Origin of the sequence: Bacteroides ovatus (genome assembly GCF_001314995.1) — a bacterium.
Classification (GTDB): Bacteria; Bacteroidota; Bacteroidia; order Bacteroidales; family Bacteroidaceae; genus Bacteroides; species Bacteroides ovatus.
In genome coordinates this window covers 263,125-288,626 of the sequence record NZ_CP012938.1, presented here as the reverse complement: position 1 = coordinate 288,626, position 25,502 = coordinate 263,125, and the positions used below count along the sequence as shown (strand labels likewise).

The following is a 25,502-nucleotide window of genomic DNA, read 5'->3' as shown; positions in this document are numbered from 1 at the left end:
ATTGTGGAAGCATTAGATTGGCTAGTAATCGGAGTCTTTTTTCTGGCTCTGATCGGTATTATTGTTTGGGTAGTCAGACAAAAACAAAATGACTCGGCGGATTATTTTTTGGGTGGACGCGACGCAACATGGCTTGCAATCGGTGCCTCTATCTTTGCATCAAACATTGGTTCGGAACATTTGATCGGACTGGCAGGAGCCGGAGCATCCAGTGGTATGGCTATGGCACACTGGGAAATCCAGGGATGGATGATCTTGATTTTGGGATGGGTATTCGTTCCTTTCTATACACGAAGCATGGTATATACAATGCCGGAATTTCTGGAGCGTCGTTATAATCCTCAATCACGTACTATTTTATCTGTTATTTCTCTTGTAAGTTATGTATTGACCAAAGTAGCCGTAACTGTTTATGCCGGTGGCCTCGTATTCCAACAAGTATTCGGTATAAAAGAGCTTTGGGGAATTGATTTCTTCTGGATTGCAGCTATCGGTCTGGTAGTGTTAACTGCGCTTTATACTATCTTCGGTGGTATGAAATCAGTTCTTTACACTTCTGTTCTTCAAACCCCTATCCTACTGCTAGGATCATTAATAATTCTAGTGCTCGGTTTCAAAGAATTAGGTGGATGGGACGAAATGATGAGAGTCTGCGGCGCTGTTACTGTAAATGATTACGGTGATACAATGACTAACCTGATTCGTAGCAACGATGATGCAAACTTCCCTTGGTTGGGTGCTTTGATCGGTTCGGCTATTATCGGTTTCTGGTACTGGTGTACCGACCAGTTCATCGTACAACGTGTACTTTCAGGTAAAAATGAAATGGAAGCTCGTCGTGGTACTATTTTCGGTGCTTATCTGAAACTGCTACCCGTATTCCTTTTCTTGATTCCTGGTATGATTGCATTTGCATTACATCAAAAATATATCGGTGCCGGTGGTGAAGGTTTCTTACCGATGCTGGCTAACGGAACAGCAAATGCTGATGCCGCCTTCCCGACATTAGTAGCCAAATTACTTCCTGCGGGCGTGAAAGGTTTGGTAGTATGTGGTATTCTTGCCGCTTTGATGAGTTCCCTTGCATCTCTGTTTAACTCATCAGCCATGTTGTTTACTATCGACTTTTACAAACGTTTCAAACCGGAAACTCCGGAAAAGAAGCTGGTGGGTATCGGTCAGATTGCAACAATCGTAATCGTTGTTTTAGGTATTCTTTGGATTCCTATCATGCGTAGTGTAGGTGATGTACTTTATACTTACTTGCAGGATGTTCAGTCTGTATTGGCACCAGGTATCGCTGCCGCTTTCTTACTGGGGATCTGCTGGAAACGTACTTCCGCCCAGGGTGGTATGTGGGGATTGATCTCCGGCATGGTAATCGGGTTGACCCGCCTCGGCGCAAAAGTATATTATAGCAACGCAGGTGAAGTAGCTGATTCTACATTCAAATATTTGTTCTATGACATGAACTGGTTATTCTTCTGTGGATGGATGTTCCTGTTCTGTATTATTGTAGTAATCGTAGTCAGTCTGGCAACAGAAGCTCCAACTGCAGAAAAGATTCAGGGACTAGTATTCGGTACGGCTACTAAGGAACAAAAAGCCGCTACACGTGCAAGCTGGAATCACTGGGATATTATTCATACGGTAATTATTCTGGCCATTACTGCTGCTTTCTACTGGTATTTCTGGTAAAAATAAGCTTCTCTTTCAACCCTCCTCTTAGGGAAGGGTTAAAAGAGAAGCCTGAAAATAGCCTTATCTACGGAAAGACTGTTTTATTATAACTAAAATCACAATCTAAATGGATAAAGATAATTCACAAGAGCCAATGATAACCTCTAATTCCCCCTCTTTGGAAAAGGGGCGGGAAAAGGTTTATTATAGCTCGAATCCGGCCTTCTATGTCGGCATAGACTGTATCATTTTCGGTTTCTACGAAGGGGAAATCAGCCTGTTATTGTTAAAGAGAAACTTCGAGCCGGCAATGGGTGAATGGTCACTGATGGGAGGATTTGTACAAAACAATGAAAGTGTGGATGATGCCGCTAAACGTGTATTGCATGAGCTTACCGGACTAGAAAACGTTTACATGGAACAGGTGGGAGCTTTTGGAGCTATCGATCGCGATCCGGGTGAACGGGTTATCTCCGTGGCTTATTATGCATTGATTAACATCAATGAGTATGACCGGAAACAGGTTCAGAAACACAATGCTTACTGGGTGAATATAAATGAACTTCCCCCGCTTATCTTCGACCATCCTGAAATGGTAGAAAAAGCACGGGAACTGATGAAACAGAAAGCATCTGTAGAGCCCATCGGTTTCAATCTATTGCCGAAGCTATTTACATTATCCCAATTACAAAGTTTATATGAAGCCATTTACGGTGAAACAATGGATAAACGGAATTTCCGTAAAAGAGTAGCTGAAATGGATTATATAGAAAAGACTGATAAAATTGATAAACTGGGTTCGAAACGTGGTGCTGCCTTGTATAAGTTCAATAGCAAGGCTTACCGCAAAGACCCGAAATTTAAAATCTAATCATTATGCTGGAAGAACTAAAAGAAAAAGTATTTCATGCCAATCTCGAATTGGTAAAGCATGGATTAGTCATCTTTACCTGGGGCAATGTTTCTGCCATCGACCGTGAAAGCGGGCTGGTAGTAATCAAGCCCAGTGGTGTAAGTTATGATGACATGAAAGCCGAAGATATGGTAGTAGTGGATTTGGATGGCAAGGTCGTTGAAGGACGACTGAAGCCATCCTCGGATACTCCTACTCACGTAGTACTTTACAAAGCATTTCCGGAGATTGGCGGAGTGGTTCATACTCACTCTACTTATGCTACTGCCTGGGCACAGGCGGGATGCGACATTCCGAACATCGGAACGACTCATGCGGATTATTTCCATGATGCCATTCCCTGCACAGCGGATATGACAGAAGCGGAAGTGAAAGGTGCTTACGAGCTGGAAACCGGTAATGTGATAGTGAAACGTTTTGAAGGATTGAATCCTGTACATACACCGGGAGTATTGGTAAAAAATCACGGTCCTTTCTCTTGGGGAAAAGACGCGCATGATGCCGTACACAATGCTGTGGTTATGGAACAGGTGGCTAAAATGGCAAGTATCGCTTATGCGGTAAATCCCAATTTAACAATGAATCCGCTGCTGATAGAGAAACATTTCAGCCGCAAGCATGGTCCGAATGCTTATTATGGACAATAATCAATTAAAAAGTAACAATTAAAAATTAAAGCAATAACATTATGAACGCATTTGATCAATATGAAGTATGGTTCGTAACAGGAGCACAGCTTTTGTACGGAGGTGACGCAGTAATCGCAGTAGACGCACACTCTAATGAAATGGTTAACGGATTGAACGAATCCGGTAAACTCCCTGTAAAGGTGGTATACAAAGGAACAGCTAATTCTTCTAAAGAAGTGGAAGCTGTTTTCAAAGCAGCCAATAATGACGAAAAGTGTGTCGGTGTTATCACTTGGATGCATACGTTCTCTCCTGCTAAAATGTGGATTCACGGCTTGCAACAGTTGAAGAAGCCTTTGTTGCACCTGCATACTCAATTCAACAAGGAAATTCCTTGGGATACAATGGACATGGATTTCATGAACCTGAACCAGTCTGCTCACGGTGACCGCGAATTCGGACATATCTGTACCCGTATGCGTATCCGTCGTAAAGTAGTGGTAGGCTACTGGAAAGAGGAAGAGACTTTGCATAAGATTGCCGTTTGGATGCGTGTTTGTGCCGGTTGGGCAGATTCACAGGATATGCTGATTATCCGTTTCGGCGACCAGATGAACAACGTAGCTGTAACCGATGGTGATAAAGTGGAAGCTGAACAACGTATGGGTTACCACGTAGATTACTGTCCGGTAAGCGAATTGATGGAATATCACAAGGATATCAAAAATGAAGAGGTAGATGCATTGGTAGCTACTTACTTCAAGGAATACGATCACGATGCTTCTCTGGAAGATAAATCAACTGAAGCTTACCAGAAAGTATGGAATGCTGCTAAGGCTGAACTGGCTATACGTGCTATCCTGAAAGCCAAAGGTGCCAAAGGATTTACTACCAACTTCGACGATTTGGGCGACATTGAATACAATGGTTTCGATCAAATCCCGGGTCTTGCTTCACAACGTCTGATGGCGGAAGGTTACGGATTCGGTGCTGAAGGTGACTGGAAATCGGCTGCTCTTTACCGTACTGTATGGGTGATGAATCAAGGTCTCCCTAAAGGCTGTTCATTCCTGGAAGATTACACACTGAACTTCGACGGTGCTAACAGCTCTATCCTTCAGTCACACATGTTGGAAGTCTGCCCGCTTATCGCCGCCAACAAACCTCGCCTGGAAGTACACTTCCTCGGTATAGGTATCCGCAAGAGTCAGACTGCACGTTTGGTCTTCACTTCAAAAGTAGGTACAGGCTGCACTGCTACTATTGTAGATATGGGTAACCGTTTCCGTCTGATCGTGAACGACGTAGAATGTATCGAGCCGAAACCGCTGCCTAAGTTGCCGGTTGCTTCTGCTCTCTGGATTCCGATGCCAAACCTTGAAGTAGGTGCAGGTGCATGGATTCTGGCTGGTGGAACTCACCACTCTTGCTTCTCTTACGACCTGACAGCAGAATATTGGGAAGATTATGCTGAAATCGCAGGTATCGAAATGGTACATATCAACAAGGATACTACGATCAGCTGCTTCAAGAAAGAACTGCGCATGAACGAAGTTTATTACATGTTGAATAAAGCACTTTGCTAAAAACAATTATTCAAGTTTCGCATGGCTTAATTATTTCGTTAAGTTTTTGCGAAACTTGATTTTTTTATAATGATCGTTATACCTTAAAATATTGATTTCAACATGAAATTAGATGCAAAATCAACCATCGAGGCAGGTAAAGCAATTCTTGGTATAGAACTCGGTTCTACACGAATAAAAGCTGTCTTGATCGACCAGGAAAACAAGCCTATTGCTCAAGGTAGCCACACTTGGGAAAACCAGTTAGTTGACGGACTTTGGACGTATAGCATTGAAGCTATCTGGTCAGGGCTGCAAGATTGCTATGCCGATCTTCGTACTAACGTAAAGAATGCATACGACATAGAGATCGAGACTCTGGCTGCCATCGGTGTCAGCGCTATGATGCATGGTTATATGCCATTCAACAAAAAAGAAGAAATCCTCGTGCCTTTCCGCACTTGGAGAAACACCAATACAGGCCGCGCAGCGGCTGCTTTGTCCGAACTATTTGTCTATAATATCCCTCTGCGTTGGAGCATTTCCCACTTGTATCAGGCTATTCTGGACAACGAAGCACACGTTAATAAAATCGACTTCCTGACCACTCTGGCAGGTTACGTGCATTGGCAGATCACAGGCGAAAAGGTGCTGGGAATAGGTGATGCATCAGGTATGCTTCCTATAGATCCAACTACTAACAACTATTCTGCTGAAATGGTGGCTAAGTTCGACAAACTGATTGCTCCGAAAGAATATAACTGGAAACTGGAAGATATTCTGCCTAAAGTATTGTCGGCAGGTGAAAATGCTGGTGTCCTCACTCCGGAAGGAAGTAAAAAGCTCGATGCATCGGGTCATTTGAAGGCAGGAATACCGGTTTGTCCACCGGAAGGAGACGCAGGTACCGGAATGGTGGCAACCAATGCAGTCAAACAACGCACCGGAAATGTGTCGGCAGGTACTTCTTCATTCTCTATGATTGTATTGGAGAAAGATTTGTCGAAGCCATACGAAATGATTGACATGGTGACCACTCCTGACGGAAGTCTGGTAGCTATGGTGCATTGCAACAACTGTACTTCTGATCTCAACGCATGGGTCAACCTGTTCAAGGAATATCAGGAGCTTCTGGGCATACCTGTAAATATGGATGAAATCTATAGCAAACTTTACAATATTGCGCTCACCGGTGATACCGATTGCGGAGGTTTGCTTTCATACAATTATATTTCAGGCGAACCTGTAACAGGATTTGCTGATGGAAGACCTTTGTTTGTACGTTCGGCAAATGACAAGTTCAACCTGGCAAACTTTATGCGGACTCACTTGTATGCTTCAGTAGGAGTGCTCAAGATTGGTAACGATATCCTGTTCAACGAAGAAAAAATCAAAGTGGACAGAATTACTGGTCACGGAGGATTATTCAGAACCAAAGGAGTAGGTCAAAGAATACTTGCTGCAGCTATCAACTCGCCTATTTCTGTGATGGAAACAGCCGGCGAAGGTGGTGCCTGGGGTATTGCCCTGTTAGGTTCTTACCTCGTGAACAATGAAAAGAAACAATCTCTTGCCGATTTTCTGGATGAAAGCGTATTTGTCGGTGACGCGGGTATCGAGGTATCACCTACGCCCGAAGATGTAGCCGGCTTCAATACATACATCGAAAACTATAAGGCAGGATTGCCTATCGAAGAGGCAGCAGTCAAATTTAAATAATTGACAGTCGGCAATCCATTGTTGTTCATCAAAGATTGTCGATAAATCGCTGTTTATCAAGAGTCAATTCTAACTAAGTACAAACATTAATTATCTCCACCCCTCTCCTCTTTTGGAGAGGGAGATGGGGAAACTATTATCATGAAAACCACCTCGTTCATACTTGCACTTGTCCTGTCCACTTCACTGGGCAAAGCTCAAAACGCCCCACAAGTGTCTTACTTCCCTTTACAGAATGTGAAACTATTGGATAGTCCGTTTCTGCAAGCTCAACAGACTGATTTACATTACATACTTGCATTAGACCCCGATCGTCTGCTCGCTCCTTTTCTCCGCGAAGCAGGGTTACAGCCTAAAGCCCCCAGCTACACCAATTGGGAAAATACCGGACTGGACGGGCATATCGGCGGACATTATTTATCCGCACTTTCCATGATGTATGCCGCCACCGGAGATACCGCAGTCTATAATCGCCTCAACTACATGCTGAATGAGTTGAACCGGGCACAACAAACTGTCGGCACAGGATTCATCGGAGGAACTCCGGGAAGCCTTCAACTTTGGAAAGATATAAAAGCAGGAAAAATCCGTGCCGGAGGTTTCGACCTTAACGGTAAATGGGTGCCTCTATACAATATACATAAGACTTACGCCGGATTGCGGGATGCATATCTCTATGCAGGAAGCGACCTTGCACGCCAAATGCTTATCGCTTTTACAGATTGGATGATCGATATCACTTCCGGCTTGAGCGACGAACAAATGCAGGATATGCTTCGTAGCGAACATGGCGGATTAAACGAAACGTTCGCTGACGTGGCCGAAATCACAGGCGACAAGAAGTATCTGGAACTGGCACGCCGTTTCTCTCACAACCTTATCCTCGACCCGCTTATCAAAGAGGAAGACAAATTGACGGGGATGCACGCCAACACACAGATTCCGAAAGTGATCGGCTACAAGCGAATAGCCGAACTTTCACAAGACGACAAGAATTGGAATCATGCTGCAGAGTGGGATCATGCCGCCCGTTTTTTCTGGAACACGGTAGTCAATCACCGTTCTGTCTGCATCGGAGGAAATAGTGTACGCGAACATTTCCATCCGTCGGATAACTTCACGTCCATGCTGAACGACGTTCAAGGACCGGAGACCTGTAATACTTACAACATGCTCCGTCTTACCAAAATGCTTTATCAGAATTCTCATAATCCGAATCAAACAAACGAACCTGATCCCAACTACGTAAACTATTACGAACGTGCGCTTTACAATCATATTCTAGCGTCACAAGAGCCGGATAAAGGTGGATTTGTCTACTTCACTCCTATGCGTCCGGGACATTATCGCGTGTACTCACAACCGGAAACATCAATGTGGTGCTGTGTAGGTTCAGGCTTGGAGAATCATACCAAATACGGTGAATTTATCTATGCGTATCGGAAAGACACTCTTTATGTCAATCTCTTCATTCCTTCACAACTGACCTGGAAAGAGCAAGGCATTATTTTGACACAGGAAACCCGTTTCCCCGATGACGGCAAGGTAACTTTGCGAATAAATGAAGCGCCTAAGAAAAAACGTACTTTAATGATACGTATTCCGGAATGGGCGAACCAATCCAAAGGATATAGCGTCAGCATCAATGGAAAAAGAAAAATGTTCGTTATGGCAAAAGGTAACCAGTATCTTCCTCTCTCCCGCAAATGGGAAAAAGGGGATGTCATTACTTTCCACTTGCCTATGAAAGTCAGCGTAGAACAAATTCCCGACAAGAAAGATTATTATGCTTTCTTATATGGTCCGATCGTTCTTGCAGCTTCCACAGGCACTGAACATCTTGACGGTTTATATGCCGATGACAGTCGTGGCGGACATATCGCTCATGGCAAACAAATTCCTCTGCAAGAAGTTCCGATGCTGATAGGAAATCCAGATTCAATCTGCAAGTCTCTTCAGAAAGAACAGAATAGCCGGATTACTTTCAGCTATAACGGAGAGGTTTATCCTGCACAAGACAAGGCATTGGAACTCGTTCCGTTCTTCCGCCTGCATAATTCCCGTTATGCCGTTTATTTCCGGCAGGCAAGCGAAGAGCAGTTTAAAGCGATTCAGGAAGAGATGGCAACGGCTGAACGAAAAGCAACGGAATTGGCTAATCAAACCATTGACCTTATCTTCCCTGGCGAACAGCAACCGGAGTCTGACCATGGCATCCAGTATGAACAGGCAGAAACAGGGACGAATAAAGACCGGCATTTCCGACGTGCCAAAGGTTGGTTCGGCTATCAATTGAAGGTAAAAGAGGAAGCAAGCCGCCTCCTGATTACGGTACGGAAAGATGACCGCAATAAAGTGGCTATTCTTTTGAATAACGAAAAGTTGGCTGTTCATCCGACTGTCAGTGAAGCGGATAAAGACGGTTTCATAACCCTTTCATACGTTCTGCCTCAAAAACTGAATACGGGTAGTTGTCTGATACGTTTTATCCCTGACGGGACGGAATGGACCTCTGCCGTTTATGAAGTTCGTTTACTAAAATAGAAGTCACCACAGATTACACGGATTAACACAGATTATTTATGGGTTATAACATGATAGCAGTCAGAATAAAATCAATCTGTGATAATCTGCGTAATCTGTGGTAAAAAATAATCATTAAACAAATACCATTTATGAAAGCAAAACTATTAGTCAGCACGGCTTTTCTGGCAGCATCTGTATCTCTTTCTGCACAAAAGAGTGCTACCATAACCGTACATGCCGACCAAGGCAAAGAAATCATACCGAAGGAAATTTACGGCCAGTTTGCCGAACACTTGGGTTCATGTATCTACGGCGGTCTTTGGGTAGGCGAAAACTCGGATATTCCTAATATCAAGGGATATCGCACAGACGTATTCAATGCACTGAAAGACTTGTCCGTTCCCGTTCTTCGCTGGCCGGGCGGATGCTTTGCCGATGAATACCACTGGATGGATGGCATTGGTCCGAAAGAGAACCGTCCGAAGATGGTGAACAACAACTGGGGCGGTACCATTGAAGACAACAGTTTCGGAACGCACGAGTTTTTGAATCTTTGCGAAATGCTGGGTTGCGAACCATACGTGAGTGGAAATGTAGGTAGCGGCACAGTGGAAGAGCTTGCCAAATGGGTGGAATATATGACTTCTGACGGAGACTCGCCTATGGCCAACCTTCGCCGTAAGAATGGTCGCGACAAAGCATGGAAATTGAAATATCTCGGCGTAGGAAATGAAAGCTGGGGGTGCGGTGGCAGCATGCGTCCGGAATATTACGCAGACTTATATCGTCGTTATTCTACTTATTGCCGCAATTATGACGGCAACCGTCTGTTCAAGATTGCCAGTGGCGCAAGTGACTATGATTACAAATGGACAGATGTATTGATGAATCGTGTAGGACACCGGATGGACGGTCTTTCTCTGCACTATTATACCGTAACCGGATGGAGTGGCAGCAAAGGATCAGCCACTCAATTCAACAAGGATGATTATTACTGGACGATGGGCAAATGTCTGGAAGTGGAAGATGTACTCAAGAAACATTGTACCATCATGGACAAATATGACAAGGACAAGAAAATCGCTCTCTTACTGGACGAATGGGGAACCTGGTGGGATGAGGAACCGGGAACCATCAAAGGACATCTGTATCAGCAGAACACATTGCGTGATGCTTTCGTGGCTTCTTTAAGTCTTGATGTATTCCATAAATATACAGACCGCCTGAAAATGGCAAATATCGCGCAGATTGTCAATGTACTTCAATCGATGATTCTGACAAAAGACAAAGAAATGGTGTTGACGCCTACTTATTATGTCTTCAAGATGTATAAAGTACACCAGGATGCCACTTATCTTCCTATCGACCTGACTTGCGAAAAGATGAGTGTACGTGATAACCGCACCGTTCCGATGGTAAGCGCCACAGCTTCCAAAAATAAAGATGGGGTGATCCATATTTCTCTTTCCAATGTAGATGCTGATGAAGCGCAGGAAATCACCATCAATCTGGGTGATACGAAAGCCAAGAAAGCTATCGGAGAGATTCTGACCGCTTCCAAACTGACCGATTACAATTCTTTTGAAAAACCTAATATTGTAAAACCGGCACCTTTCAAAGAGGTAAAAATCAATAAAGGTACAATGAAGGTAAAACTTCCTGCTAAGTCCATTGTTACTTTAGAGTTACAGTAATTTTAGAGTAATTACTTATTGTATCACAAACAAGAAGACCGTAAAATTGTCGATAAAAAAGATAGCTCTTTTGGATTGTTAAATCCACATAAAGAGTTATCTTTGCGAACAATCTGACAGAAATCAATTAAATTTTAATGATATGAACGATAACAAACTTATGAATCGTGCAGCGGATAACATCCGTATTCTTGCTGCTTCAATGGTTGAGAAAGCCAATTCCGGTCACCCGGGTGGCGCCATGGGTGGTGCTGATTTTGTAAATGTACTCTTCTCTGAGTTTCTAGTATACGATCCTGAAAATCCCCGTTGGGAAGGACGTGACCGCTTCTTCCTCGACCCGGGCCACATGTCTCCGATGCTTTATTCTACGTTGGCATTGACAGGAAAATTCACGCTGGACGAGCTGAAAGAATTCCGTCAATGGGGAAGCCCTACTCCGGGACATCCTGAAGTGGACATCATGCGTGGCATCGAAAATACTTCTGGTCCGTTGGGACAGGGACATACTTTTGCAGTAGGTGCTGCTATCGCTGCCAAATTCTTGAAAGCCCGTTTCGACGAGGTGATGAATCAGACCATTTACGCTTACATCTCTGACGGTGGTATCCAGGAAGAAATCTCTCAAGGTTCCGGACGTATTGCCGGTGCATTGGGATTGGACAACCTGATTATGTTCTATGACTCCAACGATATTCAGCTTTCTACAGAAACGAAAGATGTAACCGTTGAAGATACTGCCATGAAATATGAAGCATGGGGATGGAACGTACTTAGTATCAACGGTAATGATCCTGACGAAATCCGTGCGGCAATCAAAGAAGCACAGGCTGAAAAAGAACGCCCGACGCTGATTATCGGTAAAACCGTAATGGGTAAAGGTGCACGCAAGGCAGACGGCAGCAGCTATGAAGCTAACTGCGCTACACACGGTGCTCCTCTCGGCGGCGACGCATACGTAAATACAATCAAGAATCTGGGTGGTGATCCTACTAACCCGTTCGTTATATTCCCGGAAGTAGCCGAACTGTATGCAAAACGTGCAGAAGAACTGAAGAAAATTGTAGCTGAAAAATATGCTGCAAAAGCTGCATGGGCGAAAGCAAACCCGGAACTGGCTGCAAAACTGGAACTCTTCTTCTCGGGCAAAGCTCCGAAAGTTGACTGGGCTGCTATCGAACAGAAAGCAGGTAGCGCTACTCGTGCTGCATCTGCAACCGTATTGGGCGCACTTGCTACACAGGTAGAAAACATGATCGTTGCTTCGGCCGACCTTTCTAACTCTGACAAGACTGACGGTTTCCTGAAAAAGACTCATTCTTTCAAGAAAGGTGATTTCAGCGGAGCATTCTTCCAGGCAGGTGTATCTGAACTGTCAATGGCTTGTATCTGTATCGGTATGTCTCTCCACGGTGGTGTGATCGCTGCTTGCGGTACCTTCTTCGTATTCTCCGACTACATGAAACCTGCCGTACGTATGGCTGCTTTGATGGAACAACCAGTGAAATTCATCTGGACACACGACGCATTCCGCGTAGGTGAAGACGGTCCTACTCACGAACCGGTAGAACAGGAAGCTCAAATCCGCCTGATGGAAAAACTGAAAAATCATAAGGGACACAACTCTATGTTGGTACTTCGTCCGGCTGATGCAGAAGAGACAACCATCGCTTGGAAACTTGCTATGGAAAATATGTCTACTCCGACAGGATTGATCTTTTCTCGTCAGAATATTGCCAATTTACCGACAGGAACAGATTACGAACAGGCAGCCAAGGGTGCTTATATCGTAGCAGGTTCCGACGAAAATCCGGATGTTATCCTAGTGGCTTCAGGTTCTGAAGTAGCTACATTGGTAGCCGGCACAGAGTTGCTTCGCAAAGATGGCGTGAAGGTACGCATTGTATCTGCTCCGTCTGAAGGTCTGTTCCGCAACCAACCGAAAGAATATCAGGAAGCTATTCTTCCGGCAGATGCGAAGATTTTCGGTATGACTGCCGGTCTGCCTGTCACTCTTCAAGGTCTGGTAGGTTGCCACGGTAAAGTTTGGGGATTGGAATCTTTCGGTTTCTCTGCTCCTTACACAGTGTTGGATGAGAAACTTGGATTTACTGCCGAGAACGTATATAACCAAGTAAAAGCAATGCTCTAATGAAAACAATCGGATTAGCATGCGACCATGCCGGTTTTGAACTGAAAGAATATGTTCGCGGCTGGCTGGAAGCAAAAGGCTGGGCTTACAAGGATTTCGGAACTAACTCTACCGCAAGCGTAGACTATCCGGATTATGCTCATCCGCTGGCTCTTGCAGTGGAATCGGGAGAATGTTATCCCGGTATCGCTATCTGTGGCAGTGGAAACGGAATCAATATGACGCTGAACAAGCACCAAGGGGTTCGTGCTGCTCTCTGCTGGAATGCAGAAATCGCACACCTGGCTCGTCAGCACAATGACGCTAATGTACTGGTTATGCCGGGACGCTTCATCAGCACTGAAGAAGCGGACATGATTTTGACAGAGTTCTTCTCTACCAAATTTGACGGCGGACGCCATCAGAACCGTATTGATAAGATTCCGGTAAAATAAAGCCTCAAAAGATAAAAACAAATAAGGCAGCTATTATTATTCGGGGGATAACCTCAAATAAAATAGCTGCCTTTATTTTCCTGAATAACTGAATCGTACATCCAGGAAATATGTATCCAATATTTACCATTCAAACATTCTAAAACCATTCACTCGTATTCTCACCTTCGCAATCCATTGAAAATAGTTTATCCTTTTTACACAAACTCTTTTTAAGTTTATAATAAAAACGTTTATAGTTTATTATAAACGGGTCTACAGTTTATTATAAACTCTTATTGGACATTTCAGTAGTTTATATTTGAATTTATACAACAAAAAAGGCTACAAAACCCGTAAGAGTTTGCAGCCTTAAGCTTTTAAATGGATTAGTTATGCCCTAAATTACACAAGTATCATCCATGGAATTTGTTATAATATTACACTTTATCGTAGCTGAATATAGACGCTTATATGGATTACTTTCTTTCATTTTCAAATTTTAATTTATAGTTTTACTGCACGTTTCGTCTACAAATATACAACATAAAAATGCGTTTGTCAAGTCCTTCGGGGTAGTTAAGCGTTCATTTCCGTACATTTATGAATTAACTCCGCCAATGGATATTTTTAAGTGAATTCCAAGATTACAAAAAAGCGGTTGGTTCGTCTTTATAGAAGACGAAATAATAAAAACTGAAATTATGGGCAAACTGAATATGAAAGAATGGATCAGCCAAACGATCCAACGTAAGGAAACGATAGCAATTCCGATCATGACACATCCGGGTATCGAGTTTATAGGGAAAACGGTGCATGATGCAGTGACAAACGGGCAGGTTCATTATGAGGCTATCAAAGCTCTTTGTGACAAGTATCCGGCTGCGGCAGCAACCGTTATCATGGATCTGACGGTAGAAGCGGAAGCTTTCGGGGCAGAGATTATCTTTCCGAAAAATGAGGTGCCCAGTGTGTCCGGCCGTTTACTGGCGGATGAAGCTGCTATTGAAAAGCTGGAAGTTCCGGCGTTGAATAAAGGAAGAATCCCGGAATATCTTAAAGCAAATATGCTGACAGCCAGAAATGTTACAGACCGTCCGGTTTTTGCCGGTTGCATCGGTCCTTATTCGCTGGCCGGACGTTTGTATGATATGTCGGAAATCATGATGCTGATTTATATTAATCCCGATGCAGCCAATACGTTATTAAGAAAATGCAGTGACTTCATCACCCGCTATTGCATGGCATTGAAAGCAACCGGTGTGAACGGTGTAATCATGGCTGAACCTGCTGCAGGACTGTTATCCAACGAAGATTGCCTGCAATATTCTTCTTTATTTGTGAAAGAAATAATAGAGAAGGTACAGGATGAGCACTTTGCCGTAGTGCTTCATAATTGCGGAAACACAGGGAATTGCACGCAAGCGATGGTTTATACCGGTGCAGCCGCTTACCACTTCGGGAATAAAATTAAGATGGAGGAAGCGTTGAAAGAGGTTCCGACCGATGCACTGGCAATGGGAAATCTGGACCCGGTGAGCCTTTTCAAGATGGCAGGCCCGGAGACTATGAAGGAAGCGACTTTGCAACTATTGGAGACTACCCGTGCATATCCTAATTTCGTATTGTCAAGTGGTTGTGATATTCCGCCACATACGTCTTCTATTAATATAGACGCATTTTATACCGCATTGGAAGAGTTCAATAATGGTTGAACAGGAGCTTACTTATCAAAAACTGCAAATCCCATCATCTGATATTTACGAGGCGATGGGATATAAAGATTCTATGCCGGATGGAATGGTTATAGAAGAAATAAATACGTTACTTGACCGTATCACTCCCCTTCTTCGTCCCCGTTTTTTCTTTTTCCTCACTGACGGACTGCTTGACACTGAAAAAGCAACACTGACTGTAAAAGATACGGTTCTCTCAATCGGTAAAACCATTGCCCGCCAATTACGGGGTTCGGAAGCTTTTGCCTTTTTTACCGCAACTGCCGGAGTTGAATTTGAGGAGTTCCAACATCTCCTCCAGCAAGAGGACGACATGGTGAAAGTATATATAGCAGACTCATTGGGGAGCATCATTGCAGAAAAGGCTGCTGATTGCATGGAAGAGGAGTTGGCTGCATTTATCGAAAAGAGAGGTTGGAAGCACACTAACAGATACAGCCCCGGTTATTGCGGATGGCACGTATCGGAACAACAAAAACTATTCTCCTTATTTCCGGTCGCTTCGCCCTGTGGTATTCAGTTGACAGATTCCAGTCTAATGATTCCCATCAAATCTGTAAGTGGTATTATTGGAGTGGGTTCTCATGTCCGTAAGCTGGAATATACTTGCGGGCTGTGTACGTATGAGAATTGTTTTCGCAGAAAATAGTTTCACCACAGAATTCTAAGACCTATGCAAATAATAGGCCTATAAAAAACAGTTAAAGAAGTTAAACGGGCTATTTCAGTCCGTTTACTTTTTGTAAGTCATTAACTCCACAAAGGGTGTTCCCCTTTTGACCACAGCAAACATTCTTCCTACTAGTTTAAACTTGACTGCATTTAGCACTACTCCATAAGCTTTCCCTTCCTTCCTTTTCCTTTCATAATACTCTTTCATTTCCTTATCCCATACAATCGCTGAATTAGCAGCTTGTGAAAGATCCGCTTTCAATAGTTTTGCTCCCGTGGGATAAACCCTTGTTTTACCTTTAATACTTGTTCCCGAAGAATGCTCAAAAGGAGCAATACCTAAATAACATGCATATTGACGTGCCGTTTCAAATGCCTGAAAATTATTAGTATGTATGATTGTATTCATCGCATTGATCGTCCCAATACCTTTAATACTGTTTAAGAGCTCATAATTTCGGAGAATAGATGGGTCTGAATTGATAATTTGCAGCATTTCTTCTTCAACACTTGCAATTTCTTCATCCAGTATCTTTACCATATGGGCAGCGCGCTCAATGGTAGAAGTCATTTCACAATCTTTTCTATCAGTGAGAAAACCTTTGTATTCAGCTTGCTGCTTTACAAAACGTTTTCTCTCTGCAGCAAAGTCACGCAAACGGATAATTGAACTCCCTGACAGCTTAGAGTAAGATAGTTCATCCCGATGAAGATAAGCAAAATAGGCTATTCTTTCGGCATCTACACGGTCATTTTTCCCACGTACCAAACCTAAGGAACGTTTTAAATGAAGAGGATTGAAAGAACAGTAATCGATGGATGCGGCTTCTAGAAAAAGGCATAAGTCAAAACTGTAAATACCCGTATTTTCCATACTAATGACCAGCCTTTTCTTTGCCATGTTCTTCTTTTTCAACCAACAAAGAAGAGACTTGTAGCCCTCTTCTTTGTTTAAGAAGCGTTCATAATTTGTTTCGTCCGCATGTTTCTTTGTAGGAACGTAAATAACAACATCCAAAGTTTTTTTTGAGATGTCAATGCCAATAAACCATTTCTTTTCCATATTTTTGCACTATTAAAGGGTTAACCATAGGTTGAACAAACTATATCCTTTAATAGGCCAACGACCTAAAATTCTAATTGGATCTGTTCAACTGATAAGGAAAGAAGGACTAATTCCGTGGATAGGGCTTCTGCCTAGAGAACACAATGGGTCACCTGCTTTCCTTGGTTAACTTGTTTTAACCACAAAGGTAATATTTCAACCTTTATTTTTCACAGTGCAAATCTAAAGGAGAACGCAGAGGACACAGAGATTATTATCTAATAATAAAAGACTCTGTGTCCTCTGCGTTCTCTGTGGTGAATAAAAATTAGTGGCCATTGAAGAAGATGTAAAGCCCAATCATGGTCACAATAAGTAATCCCCATAGGATAAGAACAATTCGTGCAGGTTTGTCCTCTATCTTTTCCATATTCAAGATGCCCAATTGCGGAGACTTATCCCACAGGCTGACTACTATCATGCCTATTCCGATGATAACGAATAAGTAGAAGGAAAGCAGCATAAAATGAGGCCATGCATCATATTGTTCTGCCGGAAACACCCATAAATACAAGATTCCTACTCCGATACTGAACACTGTTCCCAATGTTAGAGCCATATTAGCAGCCAGAGTAGTGGTGCGTTTCCAGAACACGCCAAAGAGAAATACAGCTGCCATCGGAGGAGCTATAAATCCCAGTACAGACTGGAAAACATTAAACAGATTCAGTCCCTTGATGCTGTCGATCGCTATGGTTATTATCACAGAGATCAGTGCACCAACTACCGTAACCACTTGTCCCACTCTGATAATCTCTTTCTGCTTGGCCTGCGGTCGGATTTTCTTCACATAGATATCCATCGTGAATACCGTACTTAATGCATTCAAAGCAGAGCCGACAGTACTTACCAATGCTGCTGTCAATACAGCCAATACCAAGCCAACCATTCCTGTCGGGAACAGATGAGTCACCATTGTCATGTAAGCCTCATCGGGATTCTCCAATTGTGGGAATAAAGCGAGGCAGATAATGCCGGGAAGAATGTAAAGAGGTACATCTAATATTTTCAACCATCCGGTAAAGTTGGTTCCCATCTGTCCTTCTTTCAGATTCCTGGCAGCAAGAACCGGTTGCACCATCGACTGATCCGTACACCAAAACCAAACTCCCATAATAGGATAACCCAGGATAATAGGTAGCCAAGGAAAAGCCGGGTCATCATTTGGATGGAAAAGATTCCAGTAATCCGCTGGAACGGCGTCCACCAGTGCTCCTACACCACCCACTTTATAGATTCCCATGATAGCCAGTGTGGCTGATACTACAATCAACAGTATCATTTGATATACATTCGTGTAGGCCACAGCTTTCAGTCCGCCAAGCATTGTGAAGAAAGCGGAGATGACAAGTAACAGCAATGCCGATTGCCACATAGGAATATCGAAGACCTGACGGATCAGGACTCCACCGGCAAATAAAGTCAATGCAAGCCATGAAATAAGAATGGTAATAATGGTATACCAGGCAAGGATGTTACGGGTAGATTGTCCGAAACGTTTTCCCATAAATTCGGGCAATGTCGTGATGCGACTACCCAAATATCGGGGAGCAAAGACAAAAGCAAGCAGACATATAAAGACAAATGCATACCAGGCATAATTCCCCGAAACAATACCAGTAGTAAATCCGGCACTTGCGGAAGCTATCAACATGGAAGGTCCGACATTCGTCCCCCACATGGAGAAGCCGATATGATACCATCTCAACGAATTCTCCGCAAGGAAAAGACTACTCCCCTTTTTTCGTTTTGAACTTGCCCATATACCAATAGCTATCAAAATCAGGAAGTAGGCAATCAGAATACTCCAATCTAATGTCTCTAAAAATTTCACATGCATAATTCAAGTATTAAATAAGTAACGTAAGTTTAAATCTAATTTTCTTTCAGGCAAGGATTACATGGATTTCACGGTTTTAATAGGCTATGTAATTAAGAGCCGTGTTGATCCGTGTAATCCGTGCCTTTTTATTCTATTTTTTATTTCCAATCAGTTCTTTGGCAACTGCTACAGCTGTATTCGCATTGTCACTATATCCGTCCGCACCGATTTCGTCAGCAAACCCCTGACTGACGGGTGCTCCGCCAATCATCACTTTCACTTGATTACGAATACCGGCCTCTTCCAATGCCTGAATAACCTCTTTCATATACGTCATGGTAGTAGTCAGCAATGCGCTCATGCACAAGATGTCAGCATGGTTTTCCTTCACAGCTTCCACAAACTTGTCACAAGTCACATCAATACCAATATTAATGACTTCAAAGCCGCAACCCTCCAGCATGGAAGCCACTAGGTTTTTACCAATATCATGGAGATCTCCTTTCACTGTACCGATGACAATCTTACCGATTGTAGTGGAAGCACTTCCTGCCAATAAAGGTTTCAGTAGCTCCAAAGCCCCTTTCATAGCACGTCCTGCCATCAACAGTTGGGGAACAAAAGCTTTTCCATCCTGGAAACGTTGTCCCACTTCGCCCATTGCTTTAATCATATAATTATTGATAATCATTTGGGGAGCTACTCCTTCCGCAATGGCTTGCCGGGTGATTTCAACCGCAGGTTCCAGTTTCCCGGCAACAATGGCTTCATACAGAGGTTTCAGTTTATCCTCTTCCAGGTGTTGTTCTTCCCGTATACAAATACGTTCCTGTCCGGTAGCTGCCAAGTCGGCATCCTGTTGATGTTCATTGGTATTTACAGAAGTAGAAGAACCGGTATATTCTTCAACAATCCGCATGGCCTGTTCCACTTCCTTTTCGTTATGGAAATCCATTTCCAAATGTATACCGTCCACGCCGATATGATCCAATAGGGGTTTTAGTTCGTCTAATGTCACCCAGCAAGCCATCACGCTCTTTCCTCCTGCCAGAATCTTCTTATACAGATCGTACCATTTGGGAGATCCTCCTTGTGGTTCGCCCACTCCGGGGGTCCATTGAATCGCATTCAATTCTTCAATTTCAAGCAAGGCAGGCAGGTGATGCATGGCTCCCACTCCATCCAGATGATAAAGGGTATAATCAATCTTCTGACATTGTTCACGAATAAAAGGTTGCACAAACCGGCGATAATCATCCTGACTAATCATGGTTGAAATATCACTTTGCAGTTTACTCATCTTTCCGGGAGCCCAAGACGAGAAATAACAGAAAGCCATCTCGTCGCCTTCACGGATGATGTCGTATAGTTCATCAAATACTTTGAAGTAGATGTCGTTAATTTGCTGCATCTGTTGTTCCAGGATTTCGGGCTGCATCACTGTGTCCAATAATACCCTATCCGTTCCTTTCAGTGCGGCCAGGACATCCAGTCCTTCCATCAGGTCGGGCATACCGACAAAGTAGTGTCCGTTGGCTTTCGCTTTACAGGCTTTCAGGAGTTCTTTATGAAGAATCCAGTTCGGGTGTTCGGGGTTAAAGACTATTTCATCGGTGAAATCCGGGTTGGGATGAATCCAAATGGTATCTTCCCCACCTTCAAACACTCCGCCTAAGATGGCGGCCAGTGAGCCGGGGCCCAGTTGGGTATTCGCAACCGGAAGAATATCCGCTTTCAGACTGCTGTGCGCTACGTACCAGTCCAGATATTCAGCTCTCCATTGAGGGTCGAACCACTTTTGCGACAAATCTTTTGCCAGTGCGGGAGGTGTTATCTCTGCATGTGGTTGCACTCCTTCCTGGAAGTGCTCCCACATATTGAGAATGATTCCTTTATGGTTCCACCAATTTATATAACGTTGTTTTGTTTCTTCTAAATTACTCTTCCATGTTTTCATACTATACTAAATTAATTAATTTTCTACCACAATCTATCATAGTCCAAAATCCTTTATAATCATTATCTATGCGTAAAGCCATGCTCTTGCTTAAATCCATTTCATCCGTACAGTCCACGTCTTCCGGATAGATGGGTATCACGGCATTTGCACGCACATATACGGGCATTTCTTCCAATGGAACGTATACGTCTTTCAGCCAGCATGCTCCTTCCAGACGTTCTCCCGTAAAGAAGTTCACCCATTTTCCTTCGGGAAGATAGATATCCCGACGGTTCTCGCTGTTCATCACCGGAGCTACCAGGAAATCATTGCCGAAATAGTATTCATCATCCACATGCCAACAAAGTTTATCTTCCGGATGATGCAGAATGAGTGCCTGCAAGAGCGGATAGCCGCTTTCTATGGCTAGTTTACTTTGTTCTATGATGTATGGAATGAGCGAATAACGCAATTTCCACCACTTTTTCACCAACGGAGCTATGGCCGGATAGTGCCAGGGTTCACGCTTATTGGTTCCGTGATAACGGATATGCGATGTGAATACGCCGAATTGAGTCCAACGCATGTACACATCATCTGCTACTACCGAGTTCATAAAATTGGGCAATGTATGGAAGCCGGGAACATCATGGCTCCAAAAAGCAAATCCCGACAGACCGAAATGCAGACCACCTTTCAGAGAACCTGCCATTCCATCCCAAGAACTACAGGAATCGCCTCCCCAATGCAAAGGATAACGCTGGCATCCCGCCCATGCGGAACGTGCCCAGACAATGCCGTCACCTGTCACTTCTTTCGTAATTTCGTAAGCAGCCTTTTGATAAAGCAGGGCATACAGGTTGTTCAACAATTCCGGCTTCATACCTTTATAGAGGGCGTCCATGTGAATGTTTTCACCGAAATCGGTTTTGATACAGGTTACTCCCATATTCAGGAGTTGTTTCAATAGTCCTTTGTACCATTCGGTTGCTTTCGGATAAGTAAAGTCGATTGTTCCGGCATAATCCAGGGCGGAGAAGTTGGAACCATCGGTCGCTTGTTGTTTGGTCAATGGGGCTATATAATCATTGGCTCTGGCTTCATCAATCTGCTCTGCATTTTCCGCAACGTATGGAAGTTGCCATAAAGAGACACGATAGCCGTTCTTTTTCAACCGCCCGATGAATCCTTTCGGATCGGGGAACCGTTCTTCATTGAATTTCCATTCGCAGAGCCAATCGGTACGGAACCAGCCCGTATCCAGATGAATTACATCACAGGGATAGTGTTCGGCACGCATACGGTCGCATATTTCGTCTACTTCATCGGCACTGAAATAAGTCATACGGCTCATCCAAACGCCAAAACTCCAAAGAGGAGGCATAGACGGATAGCCGGTCAGGTCACGATAACCGCGAAGAATATCTTCCATCGTATCACCGCCTATTACAAATACATCCAGCAATGCCTGGTCGCTTAGAAACTGTACGGAACGGGTGGAATGTCCGGCCAGCGAGAGCTTGCTATGAGCACATGTATGGTAGAATGTTCCATACATGCGGCTAGATAGATAGAAGGGGATATTCTTATAAGTACGCCGGTTATTGACTCCTTGCCCGTCCTGGTTTTTCAGGAAGAAAGTCTGTCCGCTTAAGTCCATTTTAAAGAAACGTTCTCCGGTTCCGGCAAAACATTCATCGGGCTTACATTCAAAAGAAAGCGTTGCACGTTCTTTCCGACCGTCGCGTTTGCAAAAAGCAACAGGTAACGCATCGTAGCGGGGAGGCGAAAAATGGTCGTAGGCTGACAAGCGGATTTCACGCTTTCCGTCAGGGTATAAAGTGATATCAAGCGTTTCTTGAGGGTCGGGAAGCAATTCGCTCCATCGGTCTAATAGAGGCTCTTCCACATTGATAACGGCACGCTTCGTTCCGTCCTCCGTCGAAAGAATCCATTTTCCTTTTTGTTCTTTTATAAACAGGGGCACTTTCTGAATCCGGTCACTGAATTGCAGCATTTCCGACTCATCTGTCAGTACATAATCACCGAAGCCAAGAAACAGGCGGGTGATACCGATGTTATACTGACGGATGATTAACGTATATTCCTCCTGGGGAACATCGGTATCCGCCATCATATCGTTAGCCAGCTTTTGCTTCTGAAAGGGAACTGTTACGTAAATATCTCCTTCCTTTTCATAAACAGCCGTTGGCTTGTATGCTTTCCAAAGCGACTCATTCCTTGATAACTCGGTATCGAAATCAAGGAAATCAAATAAGTGATAGTTCGTTGGTTTCATCTATTTTATTGATTAAATATCGTTTATTGATTACTATAATTATCAGATTAGTTTGAATGATTACCATACTAGTTTAGCTCTAATGATTATTACATTAGTTTATTGATTGCTATACTAGTACATTGATGACTATGTTAATCCATTGATTTGTTTCAATCTTGCTTTATTCTTCCGGCTTTGTATTTAATACTGTCCGCCACTTGAGGCCCGTTATTCTTCCACACGTTCTTTTTCCCGGGGCGGTTCGAATCAAAACGTTCAGCGGGACACCAGTTGTTTTCCATTGTATATCCGTCCGTAGCTTCATCCAGATAGATATAAAAAGCACGGTCATTCGTAGCGTAGGGGGCTTCGATTAAATGTTCGATCCGATTATTTCGCATGACGGAACCCGGCTGGTTGGAAAGAGTATACAGACCGCCTGCATCGTATAGCCGACGGGCAAAGTGATGTACATAGTTTGCTTCTATCCGGTTGTTGCACATTCCGCTCTCCAGCGATGTCCATCCCCAGCCTACACAAATCCCTGAATAGTTCAGATGGCAGACTTCATTATGAGAAATATCCATGTTTCTGACATATCCGGCGCCGATACCTACACATCCCCAGTCTTCATTAGTCACATTACTGATGAAATTGTTTCTGATAGTAATATGGGAACATAATTCCCGTACGTCAGCAGGAATAAAAGGAATGTGCGTCTCAAATCCTCCGTCCGGAAATGCACCGACCAGTAAAGCCGTTCCTCCAATATCCGTAAATTGACAATCTTCGACGCTCGATGCTGTAACGGCCCATTCATAATCCAGTCCGGTGGACGATAAATGACGGAAGGTGCAATGCTTGAAATCAATATGCTCGGCACCTCTTACACGTATCGCTGTTTCGGGACGGGTGATCCAGGCTTGGTTCTCCAGTTCCGCTTTTTCCGGAAGCCCCGGTTCTTGTAGTTTATAGGCATCCAATAAAGGAAATCCCCCTTGCAAGGTGACGTGTCCCTGAAAAGAAGGACGCATCCAGGAGGTATGCGCAAAAGTAATTCCGTTAAATTGTATATGCTTTACCGGACGGGACAATGTACCGTCTATGGTCACTAAAGTTTCCAAGGCAGGGATAATCACTTCAGCTGTTTCCATATTTTCGCCTGCCTGCGGATAATAGTAAATCGTGCCGGAAGGATATTCCTGAAACCATTCACCGGGTTGGTCCAGCAATTCCAGTGCATTGGTCAGGCAAAAGGAAGAATTTCCTTTCTCTCCTCCGATGACGGGTTGCGGCCAGGGATGCGCAAACTCTAGGTGACTTTCAGGTTCATGGAAGCGAACTACAGCCTGTCCGTCTTTCGCGTCTATACTTTTCACACGCAAAATAGCAATTGCCCAGCGTTGATGGACAATCATTTCCAGTTGACCGGCATTTTGAAGTCTTTCCGGATTTACACTTTGAGAAACGGGGATCGTAATTGTCTGCTCTTCCGGATTGAAGTCAATCATTCGTTCCAATCCTCCGTCAGGAAATTGCGCAGCTCTTTGAACTTTATGACCGTTCACCCACATTTGCCGGGTTTCTACTCTTCTATTTCCTATTAGGGGAGCCTCTGCCGACCATATCTTCTGCTTTAGCTTTTCAGGAACTGCCGGATGATTACATCCACGCTTCCACCCCGTAACAGCAACTCCACCACTAATCACAGGATGAGCCCCATCTACTGCACAAATCACTGTTGGAGAATCGGGTGTCCCACTATCTTCCGGACGAAGAAACAGAGAATTGCGCTGGGCATAAACACCCTCTTCCAAACGAATATAAATTCCTCCGGCTACTTCCGGCCAATTTAGTCTACGCCATTCACGAGCCTGCTTGATTGCCCGGTTTAATGTATTAAACGGGGCTTCCTTTGTCCCGGGATTCTTATCATTCCCCTGCAGGGATACATAAATTTCTCCCGCAAAAAGCGAGGGAAACCACCCCAAGAAAATGATAAAAGAAAGATAAGTAAAAGTCTTTTTCATGGTACTACCTCAATGTGCTACTTCAATAAAGACGAACACACATCGATTTAGTACTCTATGTAAAGGCAATAGATAGGTTATTCTTACGAATGTTTTACAACATCAAATAGGTTACCGAATAAGACCTATGATAAATTGATAGCAAAAATAACCGCAGACAACGAACTTCAGTAAAGTTCCGAATATAAATCCGAGTAAAGAGCCCACACCTGATTTGAGTGCCTGCGAGAACTCTTTATTTCCTAATAGTTCACCAATCACCGCTCCTAGAAACGGACCGAGAATAATCCCCCAAGGCAAGAAAAGAAGACCGACAAGAGTTCCTATGATACATCCCCAATTCCCCCATTTACTACCGCCACTATATTTACTTCCCAGCATCGGAGTGAAATAATCCAATACCTGCAAAACAGCTACAATCAATAACCATACGATTAATTGTGTCGTAGAATATTGTACCTTATCCGTGAAGTGCAGAATGATCAACCCCACATAAGCAATAGGCGGACCGGGAAGAAACGGCAGAATACAACCTGCTAACCCGGCTATCATACAAAGGGCACTAATTACAATCAAAATAATGTCCAACATAGTCTGTTCTTTTTTTAGTTCTGCACAAAAATACA

The 25,502-nt window shown here is 43.7% G+C and carries 17 protein-coding genes; 11 read left to right on the top strand and 6 right to left on the bottom strand.

Annotation, left to right across the window (positions count from 1 at the left end; translation table 11 throughout):
- The first annotated feature begins 3 nt into the window (after window positions 1–3).
- The 11 genes from Bovatus_RS01030 to Bovatus_RS00980 all read left to right on the top strand — a co-directional run bounded on the left by Bovatus_RS01030 (window position 4) and on the right by Bovatus_RS00980 (window position 15,676).
- Window positions 4–1,698, top strand: coding sequence for a sodium:solute symporter (locus tag Bovatus_RS01030; RefSeq protein ID WP_004297459.1), 1,695 nt, complete (start codon window positions 4–6; stop codon window positions 1,696–1,698).
- A gap of 136 nt (window positions 1,699–1,834) precedes the next feature.
- Complete coding sequence (locus Bovatus_RS01025; protein ID WP_050554628.1) at window positions 1,835–2,551, top strand: NUDIX hydrolase; 717 nt, start codon at window positions 1,835–1,837, stop codon at window positions 2,549–2,551.
- A gap of 5 nt (window positions 2,552–2,556) precedes the next feature.
- Window positions 2,557–3,240 (top strand): L-ribulose-5-phosphate 4-epimerase, encoded by a 684-nt coding sequence (locus Bovatus_RS01020; RefSeq protein ID WP_004297457.1) that lies wholly within the window; start codon window positions 2,557–2,559, stop codon window positions 3,238–3,240.
- Between the two features lie 41 nt (window positions 3,241–3,281).
- Window positions 3,282–4,808, top strand: a complete 1,527-nt coding sequence (gene araA, locus Bovatus_RS01015; RefSeq protein ID WP_004297456.1) for an L-arabinose isomerase — start codon at window positions 3,282–3,284, stop codon at window positions 4,806–4,808.
- Between the two features lie 102 nt (window positions 4,809–4,910).
- On the top strand, window positions 4,911–6,506 hold the full coding sequence (locus tag Bovatus_RS01010; protein ID WP_004297455.1) for a xylulokinase: 1,596 nt from the start codon (window positions 4,911–4,913) through the stop codon (window positions 6,504–6,506).
- A 141-nt stretch (window positions 6,507–6,647) separates the two neighbouring features.
- Window positions 6,648–9,050: a beta-L-arabinofuranosidase gene (locus tag Bovatus_RS01005; RefSeq protein WP_004297453.1), complete on the top strand. Its 2,403-nt coding sequence runs from the start codon at window positions 6,648–6,650 to the stop codon at window positions 9,048–9,050.
- A 131-nt stretch (window positions 9,051–9,181) separates the two neighbouring features.
- Window positions 9,182–10,726, top strand: a complete 1,545-nt coding sequence (locus Bovatus_RS01000; RefSeq protein WP_004297450.1) for an intracellular exo-alpha-L-arabinofuranosidase — start codon at window positions 9,182–9,184, stop codon at window positions 10,724–10,726.
- Between the two features lie 142 nt (window positions 10,727–10,868).
- Window positions 10,869–12,878 (top strand): transketolase family protein, encoded by a 2,010-nt coding sequence (locus tag Bovatus_RS00995; RefSeq protein ID WP_004297449.1) that lies wholly within the window; start codon window positions 10,869–10,871, stop codon window positions 12,876–12,878.
- The gene (gene rpiB / locus Bovatus_RS00990) at window positions 12,878–13,312 is read left to right on the top strand and encodes a ribose 5-phosphate isomerase B (protein WP_004297448.1); all 435 of its coding nucleotides are present in this window, start codon (window positions 12,878–12,880) and stop codon (window positions 13,310–13,312) included. Before Bovatus_RS00995 ends, rpiB begins: the two co-directional genes overlap by 1 nt.
- Before the next feature lie 683 nt (window positions 13,313–13,995).
- The gene (locus Bovatus_RS00985; RefSeq protein WP_004297447.1) at window positions 13,996–15,006 is read left to right on the top strand and encodes a methylcobamide--CoM methyltransferase; all 1,011 of its coding nucleotides are present in this window, start codon (window positions 13,996–13,998) and stop codon (window positions 15,004–15,006) included.
- Window positions 14,999–15,676: a vitamin B12 dependent-methionine synthase activation domain-containing protein gene (locus tag Bovatus_RS00980; RefSeq protein WP_004297446.1), complete on the top strand. Its 678-nt coding sequence runs from the start codon at window positions 14,999–15,001 to the stop codon at window positions 15,674–15,676. The genes Bovatus_RS00985 and Bovatus_RS00980 overlap by 8 nt, the downstream gene beginning before the upstream one ends.
- A gap of 84 nt (window positions 15,677–15,760) precedes the next feature.
- Here Bovatus_RS00980 and Bovatus_RS00975 read toward each other — a convergent pair whose 3' ends face one another.
- From Bovatus_RS00975 to Bovatus_RS00950, 6 genes are all read right to left on the bottom strand, one after another.
- Window positions 15,761–16,762 carry an IS110 family transposase gene (locus Bovatus_RS00975; RefSeq protein WP_004297445.1) on the bottom strand — a complete coding sequence of 334 codons (1,002 nt, stop codon included), beginning with the start codon at window positions 16,760–16,762 and terminating at the stop codon, window positions 15,761–15,763.
- A gap of 310 nt (window positions 16,763–17,072) precedes the next feature.
- Window positions 17,073–18,644 (bottom strand): sodium:solute symporter, encoded by a 1,572-nt coding sequence (locus Bovatus_RS00970; protein ID WP_004297444.1) that lies wholly within the window; start codon window positions 18,642–18,644, stop codon window positions 17,073–17,075.
- 133 nt (window positions 18,645–18,777) lie between these two features.
- Window positions 18,778–20,583, bottom strand: a complete 1,806-nt coding sequence (locus Bovatus_RS00965) for a corrinoid protein (protein ID WP_004297443.1) — start codon at window positions 20,581–20,583, stop codon at window positions 18,778–18,780.
- 1 nt (window position 20,584) lies between these two features.
- Window positions 20,585–22,864: a glycoside hydrolase family 31 protein gene (locus Bovatus_RS00960; RefSeq protein WP_004297442.1), complete on the bottom strand. Its 2,280-nt coding sequence runs from the start codon at window positions 22,862–22,864 to the stop codon at window positions 20,585–20,587.
- A 152-nt stretch (window positions 22,865–23,016) separates the two neighbouring features.
- On the bottom strand, window positions 23,017–24,876 hold the full coding sequence (locus Bovatus_RS00955; RefSeq protein WP_004297441.1) for a right-handed parallel beta-helix repeat-containing protein: 1,860 nt from the start codon (window positions 24,874–24,876) through the stop codon (window positions 23,017–23,019).
- A 111-nt stretch (window positions 24,877–24,987) separates the two neighbouring features.
- Window positions 24,988–25,467 carry a DUF456 domain-containing protein gene (locus Bovatus_RS00950; RefSeq protein WP_004297440.1) on the bottom strand — a complete coding sequence of 160 codons (480 nt, stop codon included), beginning with the start codon at window positions 25,465–25,467 and terminating at the stop codon, window positions 24,988–24,990.
- Window positions 25,468–25,502: the final 35 nt, after the last annotated feature.